The organism is Citrobacter sp. MGH100, from assembly GCF_001034465.1.
In the GTDB taxonomy this organism is placed as follows: Bacteria; Pseudomonadota; Gammaproteobacteria; order Enterobacterales; family Enterobacteriaceae; genus Citrobacter; species Citrobacter youngae.
This window is the reverse complement of the sequence record NZ_KQ089800.1, coordinates 2,442,692-2,457,662: the sequence shown is the minus strand read 5'-3', so window position 1 is coordinate 2,457,662 and position 14,971 is coordinate 2,442,692. Positions and strand designations below refer to the sequence as shown.

The window sequence follows — 14,971 nt, the reverse complement described above, 5'->3', positions numbered from 1 at the left end:
TATGATTAGCAAAATTGGAGATGATTTCACTTTGCACGGCGCTGGAACAGTCGCAGCCTAAGATCTCTCGTCATCTGGCGATGCTTCGGGAAAGTGGCCTATTGCTGGATCGCAAGCAGGGCAAGTGGGTTCACTACCGCTTATCTCCGCATATTTCTTCTTGGGCTGCTCAGGTAATTGAGCAGGCTTGGTTAAGCCAACAGGACGACGTACAGGCCATCGCCCGTAAGCTGGCATCAGCAAACTGCTCGGGTAGCAGTAAGGCTGTTTGTATTTAAAAAATTTGCCTGTACATATGTGTTTATTCAAATGTGAGGTATTAGAATGAAAGCGTTAATGGTATTTGAACTGGCATATGCTGCTATAAAGATAGCGTTCCATCGACCCGTTGAACTCACAGTTCTAATGACTCTTCACATTAAGGCTTTTTAATCACTTCAACATTAACGCTCGTGGTGCCATTCTCACGGCTTATCTGCCCGCTCACCCGCACCAGATCCTGCGCATCGAAGTGCTGCCCGTTCCAGACTTTCTGCGGAATACGAACTTTGATGGTTCCGGTTGGATCGCGGAAGGTGTACCACTCTTCCTGCTGCTGGCTGATGACATTGCCTTCCAGCGTGATCCACGCCCCTTCGTGCATTGACGACACGGCCTGAATGCGGCTTTGACTGTTTTCCTGCTGAACCTTATGACCGGCATACATGCGCTCAGTGGCGACTGGATCTTTCTCTGCGGAGAAACCGCCTTGCGCTGCCAGGGCTGGAATGGCGATGGATGAAGCGAGCAATACGCCGGTGACGTTGACGAACTGGCGACGAATATGACTGAAGTATTGTTTTTGCATAGCAGGTTCCATTTATGATTTCACATCCTCCCAGGGGGGATAACTTAATCATAAATGAGCGTCTATAAAAGCTCAATTGCTATCCCCTGCGGGGGGATAAAAATGTGACAGGCTTCAGAGATAAAAAAACCCACCGGTCGGTGGGTTCAGGCATGTGGCTTTTACAAGAGAAAATCAGCGGGTAACGCCGATCCAGCCATGGTAGCCCATGTAAATGCCGACAAGGGCAATCAGTACGCTTGAGAAGTATGGGGCTCGGCGTGCCAGAGTATCCAGACCGCTCCAGCGTTTGGTTGCCTGGCGAACGCTAAACGCCGCCGCTGCACCCACAGAAACCAGCGTAATCGCCAGGCCGATACTGAAACACAGTACCAGTGCAGCGCCGAGCGTAAATTCCTTCACCTGGATGCACAGCAGCAGAACGGTGATGGCCGCCGGGCAAGGAATGAGTCCACCGGTTAGCCCAAACAGGATAATCTGCCCTGTGGTTACGCTGCGATTGGCAAAACGTTTTTTGATGTCGTTAGCATGGGCTTTTTCGTGAGCGTCCTGGTATTCGCGGGAATTAACATCCAGCCCCTCCAGCGCGGAGTGGTCATGGTCGTGACCGTGCTCATGCTCGCGAAACTCCACATCATAATCGTGTACATGCCCACGATGGCCTAAAGACAGGCGCACATCGAAACTGTGTGGCTCAGGGATTGCCAGGACTGATTCCATAAACCCGTCTTTTTCAACGAAGTCGAAAACCTGAGAATACGTTCCAGTCCCCCGCCTTGTGGCCACAGAGATATTGCTGGCTTCCCATTTCCTGCCGCTGAGTGTGCGTAAACGCCAGTGAGGCGGTTGCCCTTCCTCGAAAATAGAGAGTTCAACGCTGCCGTGGCCGGTATCGATTATGCGGGTTTCGTCATGTTCGTGATGGCCGTGGCCATGTTCCTCTTCCTGCTCCATTTTCCACAGTTTTTCACCGCGCCAGGTGCGCCAGAACATCCATGCCGCCGTGACAAGAATGATGATGGCTGAAATCAGCTGGAACCAGGGTTCAGCGGACTCGGCGGTGAATTTCTGACTGATGTACATCCCGCCCATAGCAATGAGCCAGACCACAGACGTATGAGAAATGGTCGCGGCAAGCCCCAGTAATACGGCTTGTTTCACCGTTCCCCTGATAGCCACAATAAACGCGGCCATCATCGTTTTGGAGTGTCCCGGCTCCAGTCCGTGAAGCGCACCCAGCAGGATCGCACTGGGGATGAACAGCCAGGCATTCGCCACGCCTTGCTGTAAAAGAGCAGAAAAATCAGTCATGTTTCGCTTGCCTTAAAGATATTTAGTTATCTCTTTAAATTCGCTAAGCGTGTTATCAGACTCACTGTGGTCGGCATGAAGGGCGTCCTCCAGGCAGTGATCCAGATGGTCATGAATTAAGGTACGCTTCGCATTCGTTATCGCCTTTTCCACTGCGTGCAGTTGCTGGGCGATATCCAGACAGGCTCTTTCATCTTCGAGCATCTGGATGGTACTTTTCAGGTGCCCTGCGGCACGTTTAAGTCTTTTAATAATGTCAGGGTGTGATGCGTGAACGGTCATGATTTATCCTCTCCAGGTGGAGGGGATAAGATAATGTGTATCAACGCCAGGGTCACACTTTTTATCGGCTTATCCTCTCCTGATTCTTTGTCTTTTTGGGTTAATTACTTATCTTTCTTCGGCCATGACGGATGTTCATCGTCGATGACGAAATCATGCTCATGGGTTGTGTCTGAATCGGTATGACGGTGAATCTGAGCGTAAGCTTCATGCTCAGGACGCCAGATCAGTACGGCGGCAAGCAGCGACAGCACGGCCACAATAGTCAGGGCGACAAACGAAGCCTGTGTTCCCCATGTGGCACCTACCCACCCGGCCAGCGGATAAGTGACCAGCCAGCAGGAATGCGACAGTGCAAACTGGGCAGCAAACAGCGCAGGTCTGTCTTCAGCCGTTGATGAGCGGCGCAGCAGGCGACCACTTGGCGTCTGAGAAAGCGAATAGCCCACACCCAGCAGCGCCCACAGCACAACCAGCGTGACGTAATCCTTCAGGAAAATACCCAGCCCAAGTCCAATCACTAAAAGCGCGGTCCCCACAAGCATCGGCATGCGGTCGCTCATTTTGTCGAGGAGTTTTGGGAGAACCAGCGCCGACACCATGGAACCCACACCGAAGAAGGCCAGAGCAATGGCGGTAGATCGCTGTGAGAAACCAAAATCAGCCTGAACCAGAACAACGGTGTTGACGATAACCATCGCGCTCGCCGCTGCTACGGCCATGTTGAGTGCCAGCAGGCCACGCAGTCTTGGTGTTTTCAGGAAGATACGCATGCCTCGCGTCGTTTTGTCATAGATGCTGCGTTTAACCGTTAACGCTTTCATCTTTGGTAATGTGACGGAAACAACCAAAGCCGCAGAGGCGAGGAACCCGACCGCCGTCCCGGCAAACAGATTGTGGAAGCTCATGACCGTCAGCAGCGCCGCCGCCAGCATTGGGCTGATAACGCTTTCCAGATCGTAGGCCAGACGCGACAAAGACAGCGCCCGCGTATATTCGCGTTCGTCAGGAAGAATATCCGGGATAGTTGCCTGGAAGGTTGGCGTGAACGCCGCCGAGGCAGACTGAAGTACGAAGATCAGAATATAGATTTCCCAGATCTGGGTGACGAACGGCAGCGCAATAGCCACCAGAGCGCGAACCAGATCCAACGTCACCAGCATAGTGCGACGCGGGAATTTGTCGGCAAAGGCTGCCGCCACCGGCGCAACCAGAATATAGGCGCTCATCTTGATCGCCAGCGCGGTACCCAGCACAGCACCGGCCCTGTCTCCGGCGAGATCATAAGCTAACAGACCCAGCGCGACGGTCGCCAGACCGGTGCCGATAAGGGCGATAACCTGTGCCATAAACAGGTGGCGATAGGTACGATTAGATAGAATATTGAGCATCAGGAATTCTCTTGGCTTAAATTTATATCCCCCTGGGGGGGATATTGAAAGCATAGAGCGACCTGAAAAAAATGACAAGCATTATCCTGGTGGGGAGGATAGGAAGTTGACCAATCATCTGATATTTAGAATAAAAAAAGCTTCAGGTATCCCAGCGTTATACCTGAAGCAGCATAAAGAGTGTCGAAGGTGTTATCACCGCTTCCTTGCGAAGCCCCTTCTGACGAGAAAGGTGTTAACTCAGAAGTCCCAGGCAGGTTTTCAGACTCAGCCGCGTGGCTTCAACATCGCTATGGACGATGGTGCACCAGTCATCACGGTTAGCCCGAACGTCGTCCAGCCAGCTATTCAGCGCCTGATTGAAGGCCATGGTTTTCTCGCGCTGAGGCCAGCTCATCTGGTTAGCGCTGTAAATATCCTGACCGGGCTGTGGCATCTGTACGGTTTGCTGCGTCGACATCCGGGAGGTCACCGACCAGGTATCAGAGTTGCCATCCCAGGAAGGCATCACCGGGAAGCCCGCGCCGCGCAGGGCGATATCCCAGGTGGCATCAAACAGGCAGGTTTTCCCGTTTAACTCAAAAGTTACTGTGTCATGAAATCCCTGGGTTTGCGGCAAAATAGCCAGTATTTCCGGAGGAACGGGTAAATCAGCCCAGTCAAACTGCACCAGTTTTCTCTTCGCCGTAATCCCACCGGCAACCAGCAATCGTTCGGCCGCGGCGGCTTTATGACGACAGTCGCCAAAACCCTGCTCAAACAGGCTCATGCTTTGGTTATTCCATGACCCAAGCTGATAGGGCACGCGCCTGACCAGTTCAAAAATGGCTCTCCGCAGTTCCGTTGAGCCCGGCTGAAGCCCGAGCGACTGCAAAATCCAGCCCGGCGTTATCGTCTCCTTAGCAGTGCGGCGAGCAATAATTCTTTGCCATGTATCACTGACTTTTTCGGCCAGAGAGGCTGCCAGGGTTTCCCCCGGCAGTAATGTTGTCATCAGCAACGCTCCTGTGGTGGTGAGAAAATGTCTGCGCGTCAACATATCGGGCGTTACACCTCCACGCTGCGACGAAGTGCCGACATAACCAGTGATTCACAGACCACTTCATCGTCCTGTTCCCGGTTTACGCCGGGGAAAACCATTTGACTCACTGGGGATGAACGAAGCCGGTGATAACGGGCAATCGCGCCATTCATTCCGCCCATTTGCTTACGTCTGACCAGCCGCAGTCCGTGCTCCCACGCGACTTCATCCATCGCGCTCGCCAGAACAGGATCATGGTTGAAGATTAAGACGCCATCCCCTTTCAGCAGACGGGCTGCGCTGCGAAGGAACGTTGTGTAGTCCTGCTCGAAATAGGCTGCGGCCTGGGAATAAATAATATCGACCCCACCGGCCTGAACGCCGCGATTTTCCAGTGCGCAGAGACCGGCTGCCGTCACGTAGGGATGCTCAGTCACCCCCTTTGGCAGCGATTCGTGCCATGGCGTGAGATTGGTGAAATGCAGGAATGCACTCTCCCCAAGCTGCTCCCTGAAACTCTGGGCAAGCCCGGAAATCGTCGCCTGATGGCTGGTCGCTTCTTCAGCACGAAAACCTGCCCAGGCAGCACCAATTTCAAGGAAGGTGACGGTACCGTTTTTGTGGTGAATATTTTTCGCATGGTGGGCAATGTCGAACCCAATTTCTCGCGCCAGACGAAAAGAACCACCGCTGGAGGTCCAGGGACCATCGAAACCAAAAGCAAGAATAGCTTTCAGCATCGAACCCGTTTCTTTGTGCATCATTTTCAGGAACGGAATGACCTTACGCCGCGAAGGAACAGGGACGTTCGGACGCAGTTTTTTGGCCTGGAGATCGCGATTCACGCCCATGCACAGTGTCTGCCAGTGCAGAGGGTTAATGCGATAATTAAGTTCAGTAAAATTACGCGCAATCTCACGACGCGCCTGTATGGAGTCTGTGTACATAGCTTCTCCGCTAAATCTGAAGTTGGTAAACGCCAGGCAGCAAACTGCTACCGGCAACAGCGATCAGATCTTGCGGGTGCTTGGAGGGCGGTAAATTATGTCCGTAGCCTTAACCGGGCTGCGAAGATCGGCGAGCGGCAACCATCTGTCTGCTATAGGAGAGAGGGTGATCTCCACAGAGGGCGGCTGCTGAGGGGTTTCATGGAAATGGTCTGTCTGATGATGGCCTGCGTGACCAGACTGAGGGATATCCGAGTCGTGGGAGTGATCCTGCACTGTCATGGTGACTTCTGCATCATGCAGATTCATCTCGTAACCTGTCAGGCCGTTGGTACCGTGTGACGCAAACGTGCCCATCGACGACATCATCATGCCAACGGCCATGATGACAATCATCAGAATATAACGGGGTGAACGTTTAAACATCAGGTACATCGCTGAGTGCTTCTCTCAATGGACAGTGACAACGGTTTAAAAATATTAGCATCCCCCTGGGGGGGATGTAAGAGGCTGGAGTGTAAAGTCTTGTATTGCCGAAGTGTGTAAAAAGGCCCGCATAATGCGGGCCTGATTAATCAGATTACGCGCTTAATGCTCTGGTATTCGCCATTGGTATCAAGCTGGATAGTAATCGTTTGTGAACCACGATTTCGCCAGAACCAGCCGTGCTTACCGTCAAAGGCGGCCTGCAACACACCATCCCTTGAGGTTATCTGCCGGTCCTTACCATAGCCGTGGTAAAACCCTTTCGGTGCGTTAACCGGATCGCCGTGTGCATCCACGTTGACAGGTCCAGAGCTTGTCCACTGGTAAGTCACCCGGGCATCCTTACGCATTTCCATCTTAACTTCAGCCGCCTCATTCGGTTTCAGAGTAATTAACAGCTGATTGCGCTGAGAACCGGCAGTTGGGGCTTCTGGCGCACGAGTTGTCGCCGGAACGCTCAGCTCCGGATAGTTGTTTTGCGTGATTGTCGGCGGGTTATCCGGCACCGGACGTTCATTCACCGGAGTGGTTGACTGTCCCCACTGGCTCGTACTCGCCTGTTTGTCCGTGGCGGCTTCCTCCGCCAGCTGCGTTTTGATTTCGCCCATCTGTTTAAGGCCCAGCAGACGGCCAACGCCCGTTGGATCGATACCGTATTCTGAAGGCATCACGATGGTTATCAGCAGCGTCAAAGCGACGATAGCCGCCAGAATAGTGGACTGCATCAGCTTCATCGCAGACGGCAGCTCTGCGCGGGTCGGTAAATCGGTGTTATACATTCTCTTTTCTCCCTCAGGCTAAAATGTAGCCACAAATCTGGTAACTCATTAACAGGAAACCGGCGCTCATCATCACTACGTTGGCGGTGTAGGCATGGCGGAAAAAGCTCGCCGTCTGCCGCCAGTAACTCATGATGATAAGGATGGCGCTCAGCGCCAGAAGCTGACCTATCTCGACCCCGACATTGAAGGCAATCAGGTTGACGAAAAGGCCATCGGGGGAAATTTCGAACTCCTTGATTTTGGTCGCCAGGCCAAAGCCATGGAAGAAACCAAAGATAAGCGTAGCCATCTTCGTATTAGGCTGAAAGCCAAACCAGCGCTGGAATGCGCCAAGGTTATCAAGGGCTTTGTAGACCACGGACAGTCCGATAATGGCATCAATGAGATAGGCGCTGACGCTGATATCAAAGAACGTACCAATAAGCAGCGTCGTGGAGTGCCCGATAGCAAACAGGCTGACGTACAGCCCGATATCACGCATTTTGTAGAGAAAGAAAATCACGCCGAACAGAAATAGCAGATGATCGTAGCCGGTGACCATGTGCTTCGCGCCAAGGTAGATAAACGGGATGATGTTAATCCCGGTGATTTCCTGAATGTACCCTTTGTCGCCTTCGGCTACGCCATGTGCGGCCGCACCCTGGCTGTAGAAAAGCAATAACAATAAGAAAAACAGACAAGCCGAACGCGCCTGAGTCGAAAACAGGCCACCGCTCAACCGGCCTTGTAAATTAAGGCAGGTGTTCATACAAAATCCTTACAGTTTGAATAATAACGAATTAACAGCAGTTATTACGCAGACAGGGATCTCGGAGGGCGTTCGGGGGTGGCCTGTGGCATTCGCAGAATTTGTTCTGAACTCAGTGCAAACGTCGCGCGCATACCTGCGTTCCAGGCCTGCAAGGCAGTCAGAGTGAAGAGCTTGTTCAGATCGTGGGAATGATCGGCATTGAGGTGATGCACATTACCGTGCGAGTGGAACAGTAGCGGATCGTGTTCATTCAGCGGCTCATCGCTGTCGTGCTGATGCTCACTGACAGACGTTGTATCCTGAACGTTATACATAGCCTGTGGTTTTGCCATAAGCGAACTGCTCAGCACGGCAACAGCCATGATGATAAGCACGATTCTGGAAATGACTTCACGGCTAAAAAACACAGTCAACGACATCCTGGTGATACAAGGTAACAACGTGCGTAATGTATCTGTTTTGCTGACCGCATTTCAATAGGTCTTTTGGAGCCGGATGTTGTTTTAATAATTACTTGGCATAACTTCCGCTTTTTGGCGTCAAGCAATCGATACAGCTCTTACACATCAGTTGCATAGATCCAGTCAGCACATTGAGGACATATCTTCTCTCCATGCCAACAAACATGGCACCAGCAGCATCGCCATTGCCTTATCTTCGTGTTGGTAGGTCGAATGGGCTTTTCCGAAGTTGGGATGATTTTTAGCGAGGTTTGCTCTGGTGCTGTTTGTAGCTTGTTAAATCGACATGTTTTGAGCCGAGCAACATTGTTGATATGTCCCGGTAGGTGCACAAACGTTTTTGTAGATGTCAGTGGATCAACTTGAACGCCGATCTGCAGTTTGCAGTAAATACAATACATTGAATCAAAATCAACCTGTTGAACAGATTCTGGTGTAACCCATTCGCCCTTTGCGGTGACGGCATGAGTGGCTAAAACGAAGTAATTCATCATGAACTCCGGAGAAAAATAAAAAAGCCAGCATGGTTAGCTGGCTTTGTGTTTGGTTGAGAGATGTGGCTGGCGGTAACACCCTGACCAGCCCCTGTTCGATCAAGACTGGCTACAGCCAAATGACCGTTCCTCATTGCTGTATACTTTCGTACGTTCCTTTGCCAGATAGCTAAGGCGGTACATTAAACCGTTATATGACTCAGAGTAGGCTGGAGGATTATTGATATTCAGGTGATAACAGGGATTATCAGGGAAGTGAATCAGCGTTAAATATTCAGTAGCTAAAGGTAGCTTTAAAGCGCTCAACCATGCAGCCTGAATCATAGAGGCCACGTTATAATCATTCCCCGTATAATCACCGAGACCGAGAAAGGCATCCTTATTGAGGAATAACACCACATGCCAGTGTGGTTTATCACTTTTATCTTTATCAATTTCTTTAACCCAGGCGTAGCGTAAATGGCACGGATAGACTCTCATGCCATTTTTACTTTTGTTCTTCAGGAATATCTGTATACGGGCATCAAGTGCTTCAATAAAACGGGACATGAGTCCTTTATTCATATCGATGATGCAAGAAATGCTATCACCGGTATCTTTATAATTGGGTACATGAAGGTCAACACGAATGGCTGTTGTTCTTGGATGTTCACGCACAGCGTTATGAATGACATTCGACAATCGATGTAAGTAATGAGTGTTGAATGGTGCATGGTTCATATTGAGTGTATAGATATTATTCATTGTTTCTTTTCTCAGAATGAAGAGCATCATTGCTGATGCCATAATGTTTTAAAGGATGGGAGTGATATCACTTCAGATTGTTAGAGTGTAGATGCCATGTTTAACTGATAAACGTATCGGACATATATCACTGATGTGATATTAATGAAGTTTATGTGGTAATTATTGTTGCTTATTTTAGTGTGATACTTGGTGTTGATGTTTATATTACGCATGTATAGCAGGTATGTACTGATGAGTATATATTACCATACCAACACAACTGGTGTATTAAACGACCGCTGAATTCCAGGAGATATTCACATTCTATATTTAGAATTCACTCCGAAGTTAGCTGGTTTTTCATAAGGAAAGGGCTTACTTGTTTTCCTCATTAAAGATTACAATAGAACCAGAACGCGATAATTTAATCCTCTCCTCGATCCACTCTTTTACTTCACTTTCAATCCAGCGGGAGCTGCGACCAAACTTCACCGGCTTTGGAAACTTACCTTCATGCACCAGCTTATAAAACCATTTATCAGATAACCCTGTCAGTTCAGTAATGAACTGCATGCTAACGAATTTATCTTCGTGAATATTAATAGTGCTCATGACATGTTTCCGTAATTTATCAGGAGGACACCGGTCGGCATCCTTTCATGTCATTGGTCGCGTATGTACGATTTTACATTCCCAGTGATCTGGGCAGCATTTGAAAAGCTGCAACCTTTTACTGCAGATGCTCAGAAGTCACCCTGTCGTCACACTTTGATAAACTGGAAGCAGAAATCCATGCTGAAATCACATCCATAAATATGGTAAAAGCCCTGACGTTACGAGACTTACAGGCCAGTCATGTACTACATTTTTTACTACATAAAAAACTACGTTTATAGCTATGAAAATAACTAGTTTTCACTCTTCTTTTTTGACTATTTTTATACCTGACCTTATGATGATTGAAATTTAATCGAAACGTATTACAGGACGTAACTTGTGGAAAATTCACTGCACAGTGCAATAATAAATAACAGGAGGGCCATGAGATTATTCTTGTGGTATCTATCTGATCAGGATCTGGCCATACTGACCAATAAACTGGCATCAACTAAAAACATTTACAATGCAGATGACATATTTGGCAGTAATATTGAAATCGCTGAAGAGGCAATTAATCAGGCTGTGCGACTGATAAAAGATAATGAGGTTAAGAGGATCTACACAATAGATTTTAATGAGTTTAAATCACTCCAGATACCCGCATCTGAATTTTCTTGGGTAAAAAAATCACCTGATGCTTGCTACTTCACATGGCTGTTTATCAAAAGCCAGATACACGATTCATTCAAATTGCTTGAGTTGGACGTTTTTATAGTTGGTAGAATAAGGAACCAACGCTATCCCAATATACATGATTCCCTTTACAATAAACTGGAACTGGATGCTTACCCTGTCGATAATAAAGAGCGTCTATCAGTTATAGAGGATTTTTTTGACCGTGCACCTGCGACCCTTAAAGCCAGGCTCGATCTGATGCGCCAGATTCGTAACAAGTGGGAGGAAATTTATCCTTCGAGTATAAATTTCCCTCTTTCACCAAAAAGCAAGAAAAAATGCGACTGGGCATGGAAATACATTCAGAAAGATAGAAGTCGAATGAATACCCGGAGAAAAGACCGTGAGGGGCATTATACAGGAGAAACCAATCCGGCACCTTTTACTAACAGCAGTATGCTGTCCATGCTGAGGCCGTCAGGCTCCTTTGAAAAATACATGGCTGTTAAGTTTTATTTTTTGTTCATTTATTTGTTTTTAAAAGATGAACTATTTATGCAACGTTTTAAAAAGGCATGGCAGGTACATCAGTACAGAGCAACTTCTGATACCAGAGAAAGAAAAGCATCTTTGCGTGCCCGGATAAAGAATAAAACATCCGCGCCCAATCCCGTTTCTGAACCATTTACAGTCACAACACTTACCGAGCTTGCTACTATCAGTAACATGTCCTTCATACCGGAAATACAGTCCTATAGCCAATATGCTCCGGTCAATGAAATAACGGAAAAGGAAGAAAAGGACTGTCAAACTCATAATGCAACGGTACTGCACGCCTCTCCTACTGATAATTCCAGCGATGGCCAGGTTACGCATATTTCCATTGGGGAAGCTCTGAAACGTATGGGGAAATTACCTCGCAGTGATGAACACTCAGCACCGATGCCAGATAAAAATCCGGGCTCAACCTCAAAAAAAATCTGGACGAGGTTGCAAAAAGCGATGATGGAAGGTGACAAGGACGAAGACTGAGCATCCCCGCGTTCTGACGCATCCCATTTTTTTTCAGACCTGTATTACCACGGTGAGATCATTCCGGACAGATTCTGGAGTGTCTCACCGCATTGATCTGCAACACCGATCGATACTTCAAATAATGATAGTCACTACCTATCGATAGTGAATTATTGATCGTTATTTGCATAGATAATAACGATCAATTCCTGGTAACTGATCAGTAATAACGATTATCCCGCCCCGGACAAAATGCATACGATCGAATGGCCCTTTGTACTACAAAAGGCCATTTTTCGTTTGTAAAACAATAGTAAGGAATTTCTATGTTGAAGATCACATCTGTACTTCTTTTCGGTGCAACATTGTTTAGCTGTGTTGTGCACGCCATGGGCCAGGAGCAGCAATGGGGCAACTGGTTTGGCACTGTCAATGCGATGGAGTTTGAACTTAACGCCGACAATAGCGCCGGAGAACGTATGACGATCACCTGCCGGGACAGCAATTTGATAGTGAGCTACAGCGGGTCTGATAAGGAGCCAATGGATATACCAGATAATGGACAAGAATCCATGGGAATCAATATCAACGCTGTTCATTACCCGCTAGATGAGACGGCTTTTATAGCGCTCAAAAACACAGGCAACCATGGGCAAATTGAAATCACCCGGATGAATAAACCCGTATCTCACCCGTTCAAAACCGCAGGGCTCAGGGACGCTCTGTCGGACCTCAACTGGGAAGACTGCATCAGCCATTAATCACCCCTTCCAGTAACTCATGCTCCCACATTGTTAATCATCAGTAAGGATATCTTTTATGGCGACATTCATTTCACGCCTGGTTTTAGTCTGCACCCTTTCGCTCCCGGCATTCAGCTCTGCTATCACTATTCAGGGGAACATTCATCCTGAGCGCTATACCTTCTTTCTGACAGAAAAAGGCGGCGAAATGCTGCGGGACATGAACAACGAGGCCGTGAACGTAAAACATAGCGGAAAGGCCAGTGCTTCGGTTGATGCGCAAAATAAGGCTGCGGCTGCAAACATATCGCCCCTGCTGTACCCGGGTGCACCGCTGGAGCAAAACTTTATCCGCTACGACGGTAAGCCAGTGAAAGCTCTGACCTGCCTTATTACCACCCGCACCATGCCGGGCCAAAATAAAGACTATGCATGGGAGGAAACTTACTGCCTGGATGAAACTGGTGCAGCCTACATTGGCACTAAAGGCTGGCCGTCTCGTACTATTTTCAGTAAGAGCTGTGCAGTGGGCGCTGCTGACTGCCCTGTTTACCTGAGCATGAACAACGACCCGCCAACCATGCGTAACGACGCTGTTCAATATGTTCCTTACAGCCGCGAGCGCGTAAGTGGGCAGACAGGACGTAGCCCTGAGCCAAAACTAACGACGACTGAAACCGTCGCTGAGCAGGACGGTTATGTAGTGAGTTTTGTTAAAGCCAGCAACTGTGCAGACAATAAACTGATTGTGAAAAATAAAAACTCAGGGAAAACTGCTGCAATTGCAGGATTAAATGGTTGCACTTTTGATCCGAAGAATAATGCAGTAATTATCTTCCCTCTAAATGAATACGTCGGCGTTTACAGTGGTCCCACAAACGCTTCTGAGGAAATAGCTTCCGTCGATCTCCCCTAATTATTTACCCGGTCCGGTATACGCTACCCGCGATACCGGACGTATTATGGACAGTCCTATGAAATACCCGAAATTCCCTGACGATATAGATACACAATCACTGGATCTGACCTGGCCCGTTGTTTTTAGCGTTGCAGGACTCACTCTGCTAAGGAGTAAGTCGGTCGTATGCCAAACATTGGGAGCCAGCCTGATGACCCTTAGCCTGATAAGGCTCATAAAAAAACTCGCCACTCTTGCCTGAAAAAGCCCCTATCTGGCAACACGGTTTGTGTGCAAGCTCCTGGATCACACGTACTATCGCCTTCCGACGTTCACCTGAAAGCTAATTCTCGACAAAAGCTGAAGCGCTCCTTTATCAAAGGGCTGGCTGCAATAGCAGAGGACAGAATTAATGATGATGCCTTTGTTTTATCGGTGTGCAGCAAAGCGTATGAACGCTTGCCTCTGATCATAAGGCGAGTCGTGAAGTACGAATGGTGTCTTCGATACTTCCAGTACAGTAAACCCTTTATTCTGCAGCGATTACAACATTACCAGATCGACAAGCTAACTCCGCCGACATTACCTGACAGTGAACTGTCGCCACAGCAAGACCAGCCACCAGCTTCTCCCTGAATAATTTATCTTCCATCCGAAGCCACTCCAGTGGAGTGGCTTTTTTATGCCCATTTTTAAAGGAATTAACTATGACACGTTTAGCCAGCCGCTTTGGTGCAGTCAACCTTGTACGTCGTGACCGCCCATTAACCCGCGACGAACTGGCCCATTATGTGCCAAGCGTCTTCAGCGAAGAAAAGCATGAATCCCGGAGCGAACGCTACACCTACATTCCCACTATTACTTTGCTGAATAACCTTCAACGTGAAGGGTTTCGTCCGTTCTTTGCCTGCCAGACCCGCGTCCGGGATGAAAGTAAACGAGAGCACACGAAACACATGCTTCGTCTGCGCCGGGAAGGACAAATTACCGGCAAACAGGTGCCAGAAATTATCCTGTTGAACAGCCATGATGGTTCCAGCTCTTACCAGATGCTGCCGGGGTTATTTCGTGCCGTATGCCAGAACGGGCTGGTATGCGGGGAGAGTTTCGGTGAGGTGCGGGTGCCGCACAAAGGCAACGTAGTCGAGAAAGTCATTGAAGGAGCCTACGAAGTACTGGGGATATTTGACCGCGTAGAAGAGAAACGCGATGCCATGCAGTCGCTTTTGTTGCCGCCACCCGCACAGCAGGCAATGGCGAAAGCAGCATTAACCTATCGCTTTGGTGAAGAGCATCAACCGGTGACGGAATCGCAGATACTTTCGCCACGTCGCTGGCAGGACGAGAGCAACGACCTGTGGACCACTTACCAGCGTATTCAGGAAAACCTGATTAAAGGTGGTCTTTCGGGGCGCACGATCAGCGGTAAGCGTGCTCATACCCGTTCGGTAAACGGTATCGACGGAGATGTGAAGCTCAATCGTGCTCTGTGGGTGATGGCCGAGAATATGTTGCATCTCGCGTCATGAAACTTTTTATCAT

Annotated in this window: 18 protein-coding genes and 1 pseudogene; 5 read left to right on the top strand and 14 right to left on the bottom strand. The window is 48.8% G+C overall.

Annotated features, from left to right (window positions below; translation table 11 throughout):
- Positions 1-23 precede the first annotated feature (23 nt).
- Positions 24-278 (top strand): annotated as a pseudogene (gene arsR, locus SK32_RS24730) (As(III)-sensing metalloregulatory transcriptional repressor ArsR); the annotation flags it as partial.
- A 140-nt stretch (positions 279-418) separates the two neighbouring features.
- On the opposite strand, the gene SK32_RS11555 reads toward arsR, so the two are convergent.
- The 13 genes from SK32_RS11555 to SK32_RS11500 all read right to left on the bottom strand — a co-directional run bounded on the left by SK32_RS11555 (position 419) and on the right by SK32_RS11500 (position 10,111).
- Entirely contained in the window at positions 419-859 is a 441-nt protein-coding gene (locus SK32_RS11555; protein WP_135702047.1) for a YgiW/YdeI family stress tolerance OB fold protein, read from the bottom strand.
- A gap of 162 nt (positions 860-1,021) precedes the next feature.
- Positions 1,022-2,158, bottom strand: coding sequence for a nickel/cobalt efflux protein RcnA (locus SK32_RS11550; RefSeq protein ID WP_023303132.1), 1,137 nt, complete (start codon positions 2,156-2,158; stop codon positions 1,022-1,024).
- Positions 2,159-2,170: 12 nt separating this feature from the next.
- The gene (locus SK32_RS11545; protein ID WP_023303133.1) at positions 2,171-2,440 is read right to left on the bottom strand and encodes a metal-sensing transcriptional repressor; all 270 of its coding nucleotides are present in this window, start codon (positions 2,438-2,440) and stop codon (positions 2,171-2,173) included.
- A 104-nt stretch (positions 2,441-2,544) separates the two neighbouring features.
- Positions 2,545-3,831 carry an MFS transporter gene (gene nirA, locus SK32_RS11540; protein WP_023303134.1) on the bottom strand — a complete coding sequence of 429 codons (1,287 nt, stop codon included), beginning with the start codon at positions 3,829-3,831 and terminating at the stop codon, positions 2,545-2,547.
- A gap of 235 nt (positions 3,832-4,066) precedes the next feature.
- Positions 4,067-4,825, bottom strand: a complete 759-nt coding sequence (locus SK32_RS11535) for a hypothetical protein (protein ID WP_023303135.1) — start codon at positions 4,823-4,825, stop codon at positions 4,067-4,069.
- Positions 4,826-4,878: 53 nt separating this feature from the next.
- The gene (locus SK32_RS11530) at positions 4,879-5,799 is read right to left on the bottom strand and encodes a class I SAM-dependent methyltransferase (protein WP_023303136.1); all 921 of its coding nucleotides are present in this window, start codon (positions 5,797-5,799) and stop codon (positions 4,879-4,881) included.
- Positions 5,800-5,862: 63 nt separating this feature from the next.
- A complete protein-coding gene (locus SK32_RS11525; protein WP_023303137.1) occupies positions 5,863-6,234 on the bottom strand; it encodes a hypothetical protein in 372 nt (123 codons plus the stop codon).
- Positions 6,235-6,374: 140 nt separating this feature from the next.
- Positions 6,375-7,064, bottom strand: coding sequence for a hypothetical protein (locus SK32_RS11520; RefSeq protein WP_023303138.1), 690 nt, complete (start codon positions 7,062-7,064; stop codon positions 6,375-6,377).
- A 13-nt stretch (positions 7,065-7,077) separates the two neighbouring features.
- Complete coding sequence (locus SK32_RS11515) at positions 7,078-7,815, bottom strand: HupE/UreJ family protein (protein ID WP_023303139.1); 738 nt, start codon at positions 7,813-7,815, stop codon at positions 7,078-7,080.
- Between the two features lie 44 nt (positions 7,816-7,859).
- Complete coding sequence (locus tag SK32_RS11510; RefSeq protein ID WP_029463789.1) at positions 7,860-8,225, bottom strand: hypothetical protein; 366 nt, start codon at positions 8,223-8,225, stop codon at positions 7,860-7,862.
- Between the two features lie 152 nt (positions 8,226-8,377).
- Positions 8,378-8,680 carry a putative zinc ribbon protein gene (locus tag SK32_RS24725; protein WP_237767850.1) on the bottom strand — a complete coding sequence of 101 codons (303 nt, stop codon included), beginning with the start codon at positions 8,678-8,680 and terminating at the stop codon, positions 8,378-8,380.
- A 192-nt stretch (positions 8,681-8,872) separates the two neighbouring features.
- Positions 8,873-9,517 (bottom strand): inovirus Gp2 family protein, encoded by a 645-nt coding sequence (locus SK32_RS11505; RefSeq protein WP_023303141.1) that lies wholly within the window; start codon positions 9,515-9,517, stop codon positions 8,873-8,875.
- 357 nt (positions 9,518-9,874) lie between these two features.
- Positions 9,875-10,111 carry a helix-turn-helix transcriptional regulator gene (locus SK32_RS11500; protein ID WP_023303142.1) on the bottom strand — a complete coding sequence of 79 codons (237 nt, stop codon included), beginning with the start codon at positions 10,109-10,111 and terminating at the stop codon, positions 9,875-9,877.
- Positions 10,112-10,540: 429 nt separating this feature from the next.
- Here SK32_RS11500 and SK32_RS11495 point away from each other — a divergent pair, with 429 nt between their 5' ends.
- The 3 genes from SK32_RS11495 to SK32_RS11485 all read left to right on the top strand — a co-directional run bounded on the left by SK32_RS11495 (position 10,541) and on the right by SK32_RS11485 (position 13,447).
- Complete coding sequence (locus tag SK32_RS11495; RefSeq protein ID WP_023303143.1) at positions 10,541-11,806, top strand: hypothetical protein; 1,266 nt, start codon at positions 10,541-10,543, stop codon at positions 11,804-11,806.
- Positions 11,807-12,114: 308 nt separating this feature from the next.
- Complete coding sequence (locus SK32_RS11490) at positions 12,115-12,549, top strand: hypothetical protein (protein ID WP_048212526.1); 435 nt, start codon at positions 12,115-12,117, stop codon at positions 12,547-12,549.
- 58 nt (positions 12,550-12,607) lie between these two features.
- Positions 12,608-13,447, top strand: coding sequence for a hypothetical protein (locus SK32_RS11485; RefSeq protein ID WP_023303145.1), 840 nt, complete (start codon positions 12,608-12,610; stop codon positions 13,445-13,447).
- 511 nt (positions 13,448-13,958) lie between these two features.
- Here the strand turns inward: SK32_RS11485 and SK32_RS26595 are convergent.
- Positions 13,959-14,081 (bottom strand): hypothetical protein, encoded by a 123-nt coding sequence (locus SK32_RS26595; RefSeq protein WP_255740893.1) that lies wholly within the window; start codon positions 14,079-14,081, stop codon positions 13,959-13,961.
- A 55-nt stretch (positions 14,082-14,136) separates the two neighbouring features.
- Between SK32_RS26595 and SK32_RS11475 the strand changes: the two genes are divergently transcribed.
- The gene (locus SK32_RS11475) at positions 14,137-14,958 is read left to right on the top strand and encodes a DUF932 domain-containing protein (RefSeq protein WP_023303146.1); all 822 of its coding nucleotides are present in this window, start codon (positions 14,137-14,139) and stop codon (positions 14,956-14,958) included.
- Positions 14,959-14,971 lie beyond the last annotated feature (13 nt).

What these genes read in the sequence shown, in the direction of transcription:
- SK32_RS11490 (WP_048212526.1), top strand. Translation starts at nt 12,115, where the DNA reads ATGTTGAAGATCACATCTGTACTTCTTTTCGGTGCAACATTGTTTAGC.
- SK32_RS11530 (WP_023303136.1), bottom strand. Translation starts at nt 5,799, where the DNA reads ATGTACACAGACTCCATACAGGCGCGTCGTGAGATTGCGCGTAATTTT.
- SK32_RS11525 (WP_023303137.1), bottom strand. Translation starts at nt 6,234, where the DNA reads ATGTACCTGATGTTTAAACGTTCACCCCGTTATATTCTGATGATTGTC.
- SK32_RS11500 (WP_023303142.1), bottom strand. Translation starts at nt 10,111, where the DNA reads ATGAGCACTATTAATATTCACGAAGATAAATTCGTTAGCATGCAGTTC.
- SK32_RS11535 (WP_023303135.1), bottom strand. Translation starts at nt 4,825, where the DNA reads ATGACAACATTACTGCCGGGGGAAACCCTGGCAGCCTCTCTGGCCGAA.
- SK32_RS26595 (WP_255740893.1), bottom strand. Translation starts at nt 14,081, where the DNA reads ATGGAAGATAAATTATTCAGGGAGAAGCTGGTGGCTGGTCTTGCTGTG.
- SK32_RS11485 (WP_023303145.1), top strand. Translation starts at nt 12,608, where the DNA reads ATGGCGACATTCATTTCACGCCTGGTTTTAGTCTGCACCCTTTCGCTC.
- SK32_RS11515 (WP_023303139.1), bottom strand. Translation starts at nt 7,815, where the DNA reads ATGAACACCTGCCTTAATTTACAAGGCCGGTTGAGCGGTGGCCTGTTT.
- SK32_RS11545 (WP_023303133.1), bottom strand. Translation starts at nt 2,440, where the DNA reads ATGACCGTTCACGCATCACACCCTGACATTATTAAAAGACTTAAACGT.
- SK32_RS11475 (WP_023303146.1), top strand. Translation starts at nt 14,137, where the DNA reads ATGACACGTTTAGCCAGCCGCTTTGGTGCAGTCAACCTTGTACGTCGT.
- SK32_RS24725 (WP_237767850.1), bottom strand. Translation starts at nt 8,680, where the DNA reads ATGTATTGTATTTACTGCAAACTGCAGATCGGCGTTCAAGTTGATCCA.
- SK32_RS11520 (WP_023303138.1), bottom strand. Translation starts at nt 7,064, where the DNA reads ATGTATAACACCGATTTACCGACCCGCGCAGAGCTGCCGTCTGCGATG.
- SK32_RS11555 (WP_135702047.1), bottom strand. Translation starts at nt 859, where the DNA reads ATGGAACCTGCTATGCAAAAACAATACTTCAGTCATATTCGTCGCCAG.
- SK32_RS11550 (WP_023303132.1), bottom strand. Translation starts at nt 2,158, where the DNA reads ATGACTGATTTTTCTGCTCTTTTACAGCAAGGCGTGGCGAATGCCTGG.
- SK32_RS11495 (WP_023303143.1), top strand. Translation starts at nt 10,541, where the DNA reads ATGAGATTATTCTTGTGGTATCTATCTGATCAGGATCTGGCCATACTG.
- nirA (WP_023303134.1), bottom strand. Translation starts at nt 3,831, where the DNA reads ATGCTCAATATTCTATCTAATCGTACCTATCGCCACCTGTTTATGGCA.
- SK32_RS11505 (WP_023303141.1), bottom strand. Translation starts at nt 9,517, where the DNA reads ATGAATAATATCTATACACTCAATATGAACCATGCACCATTCAACACT.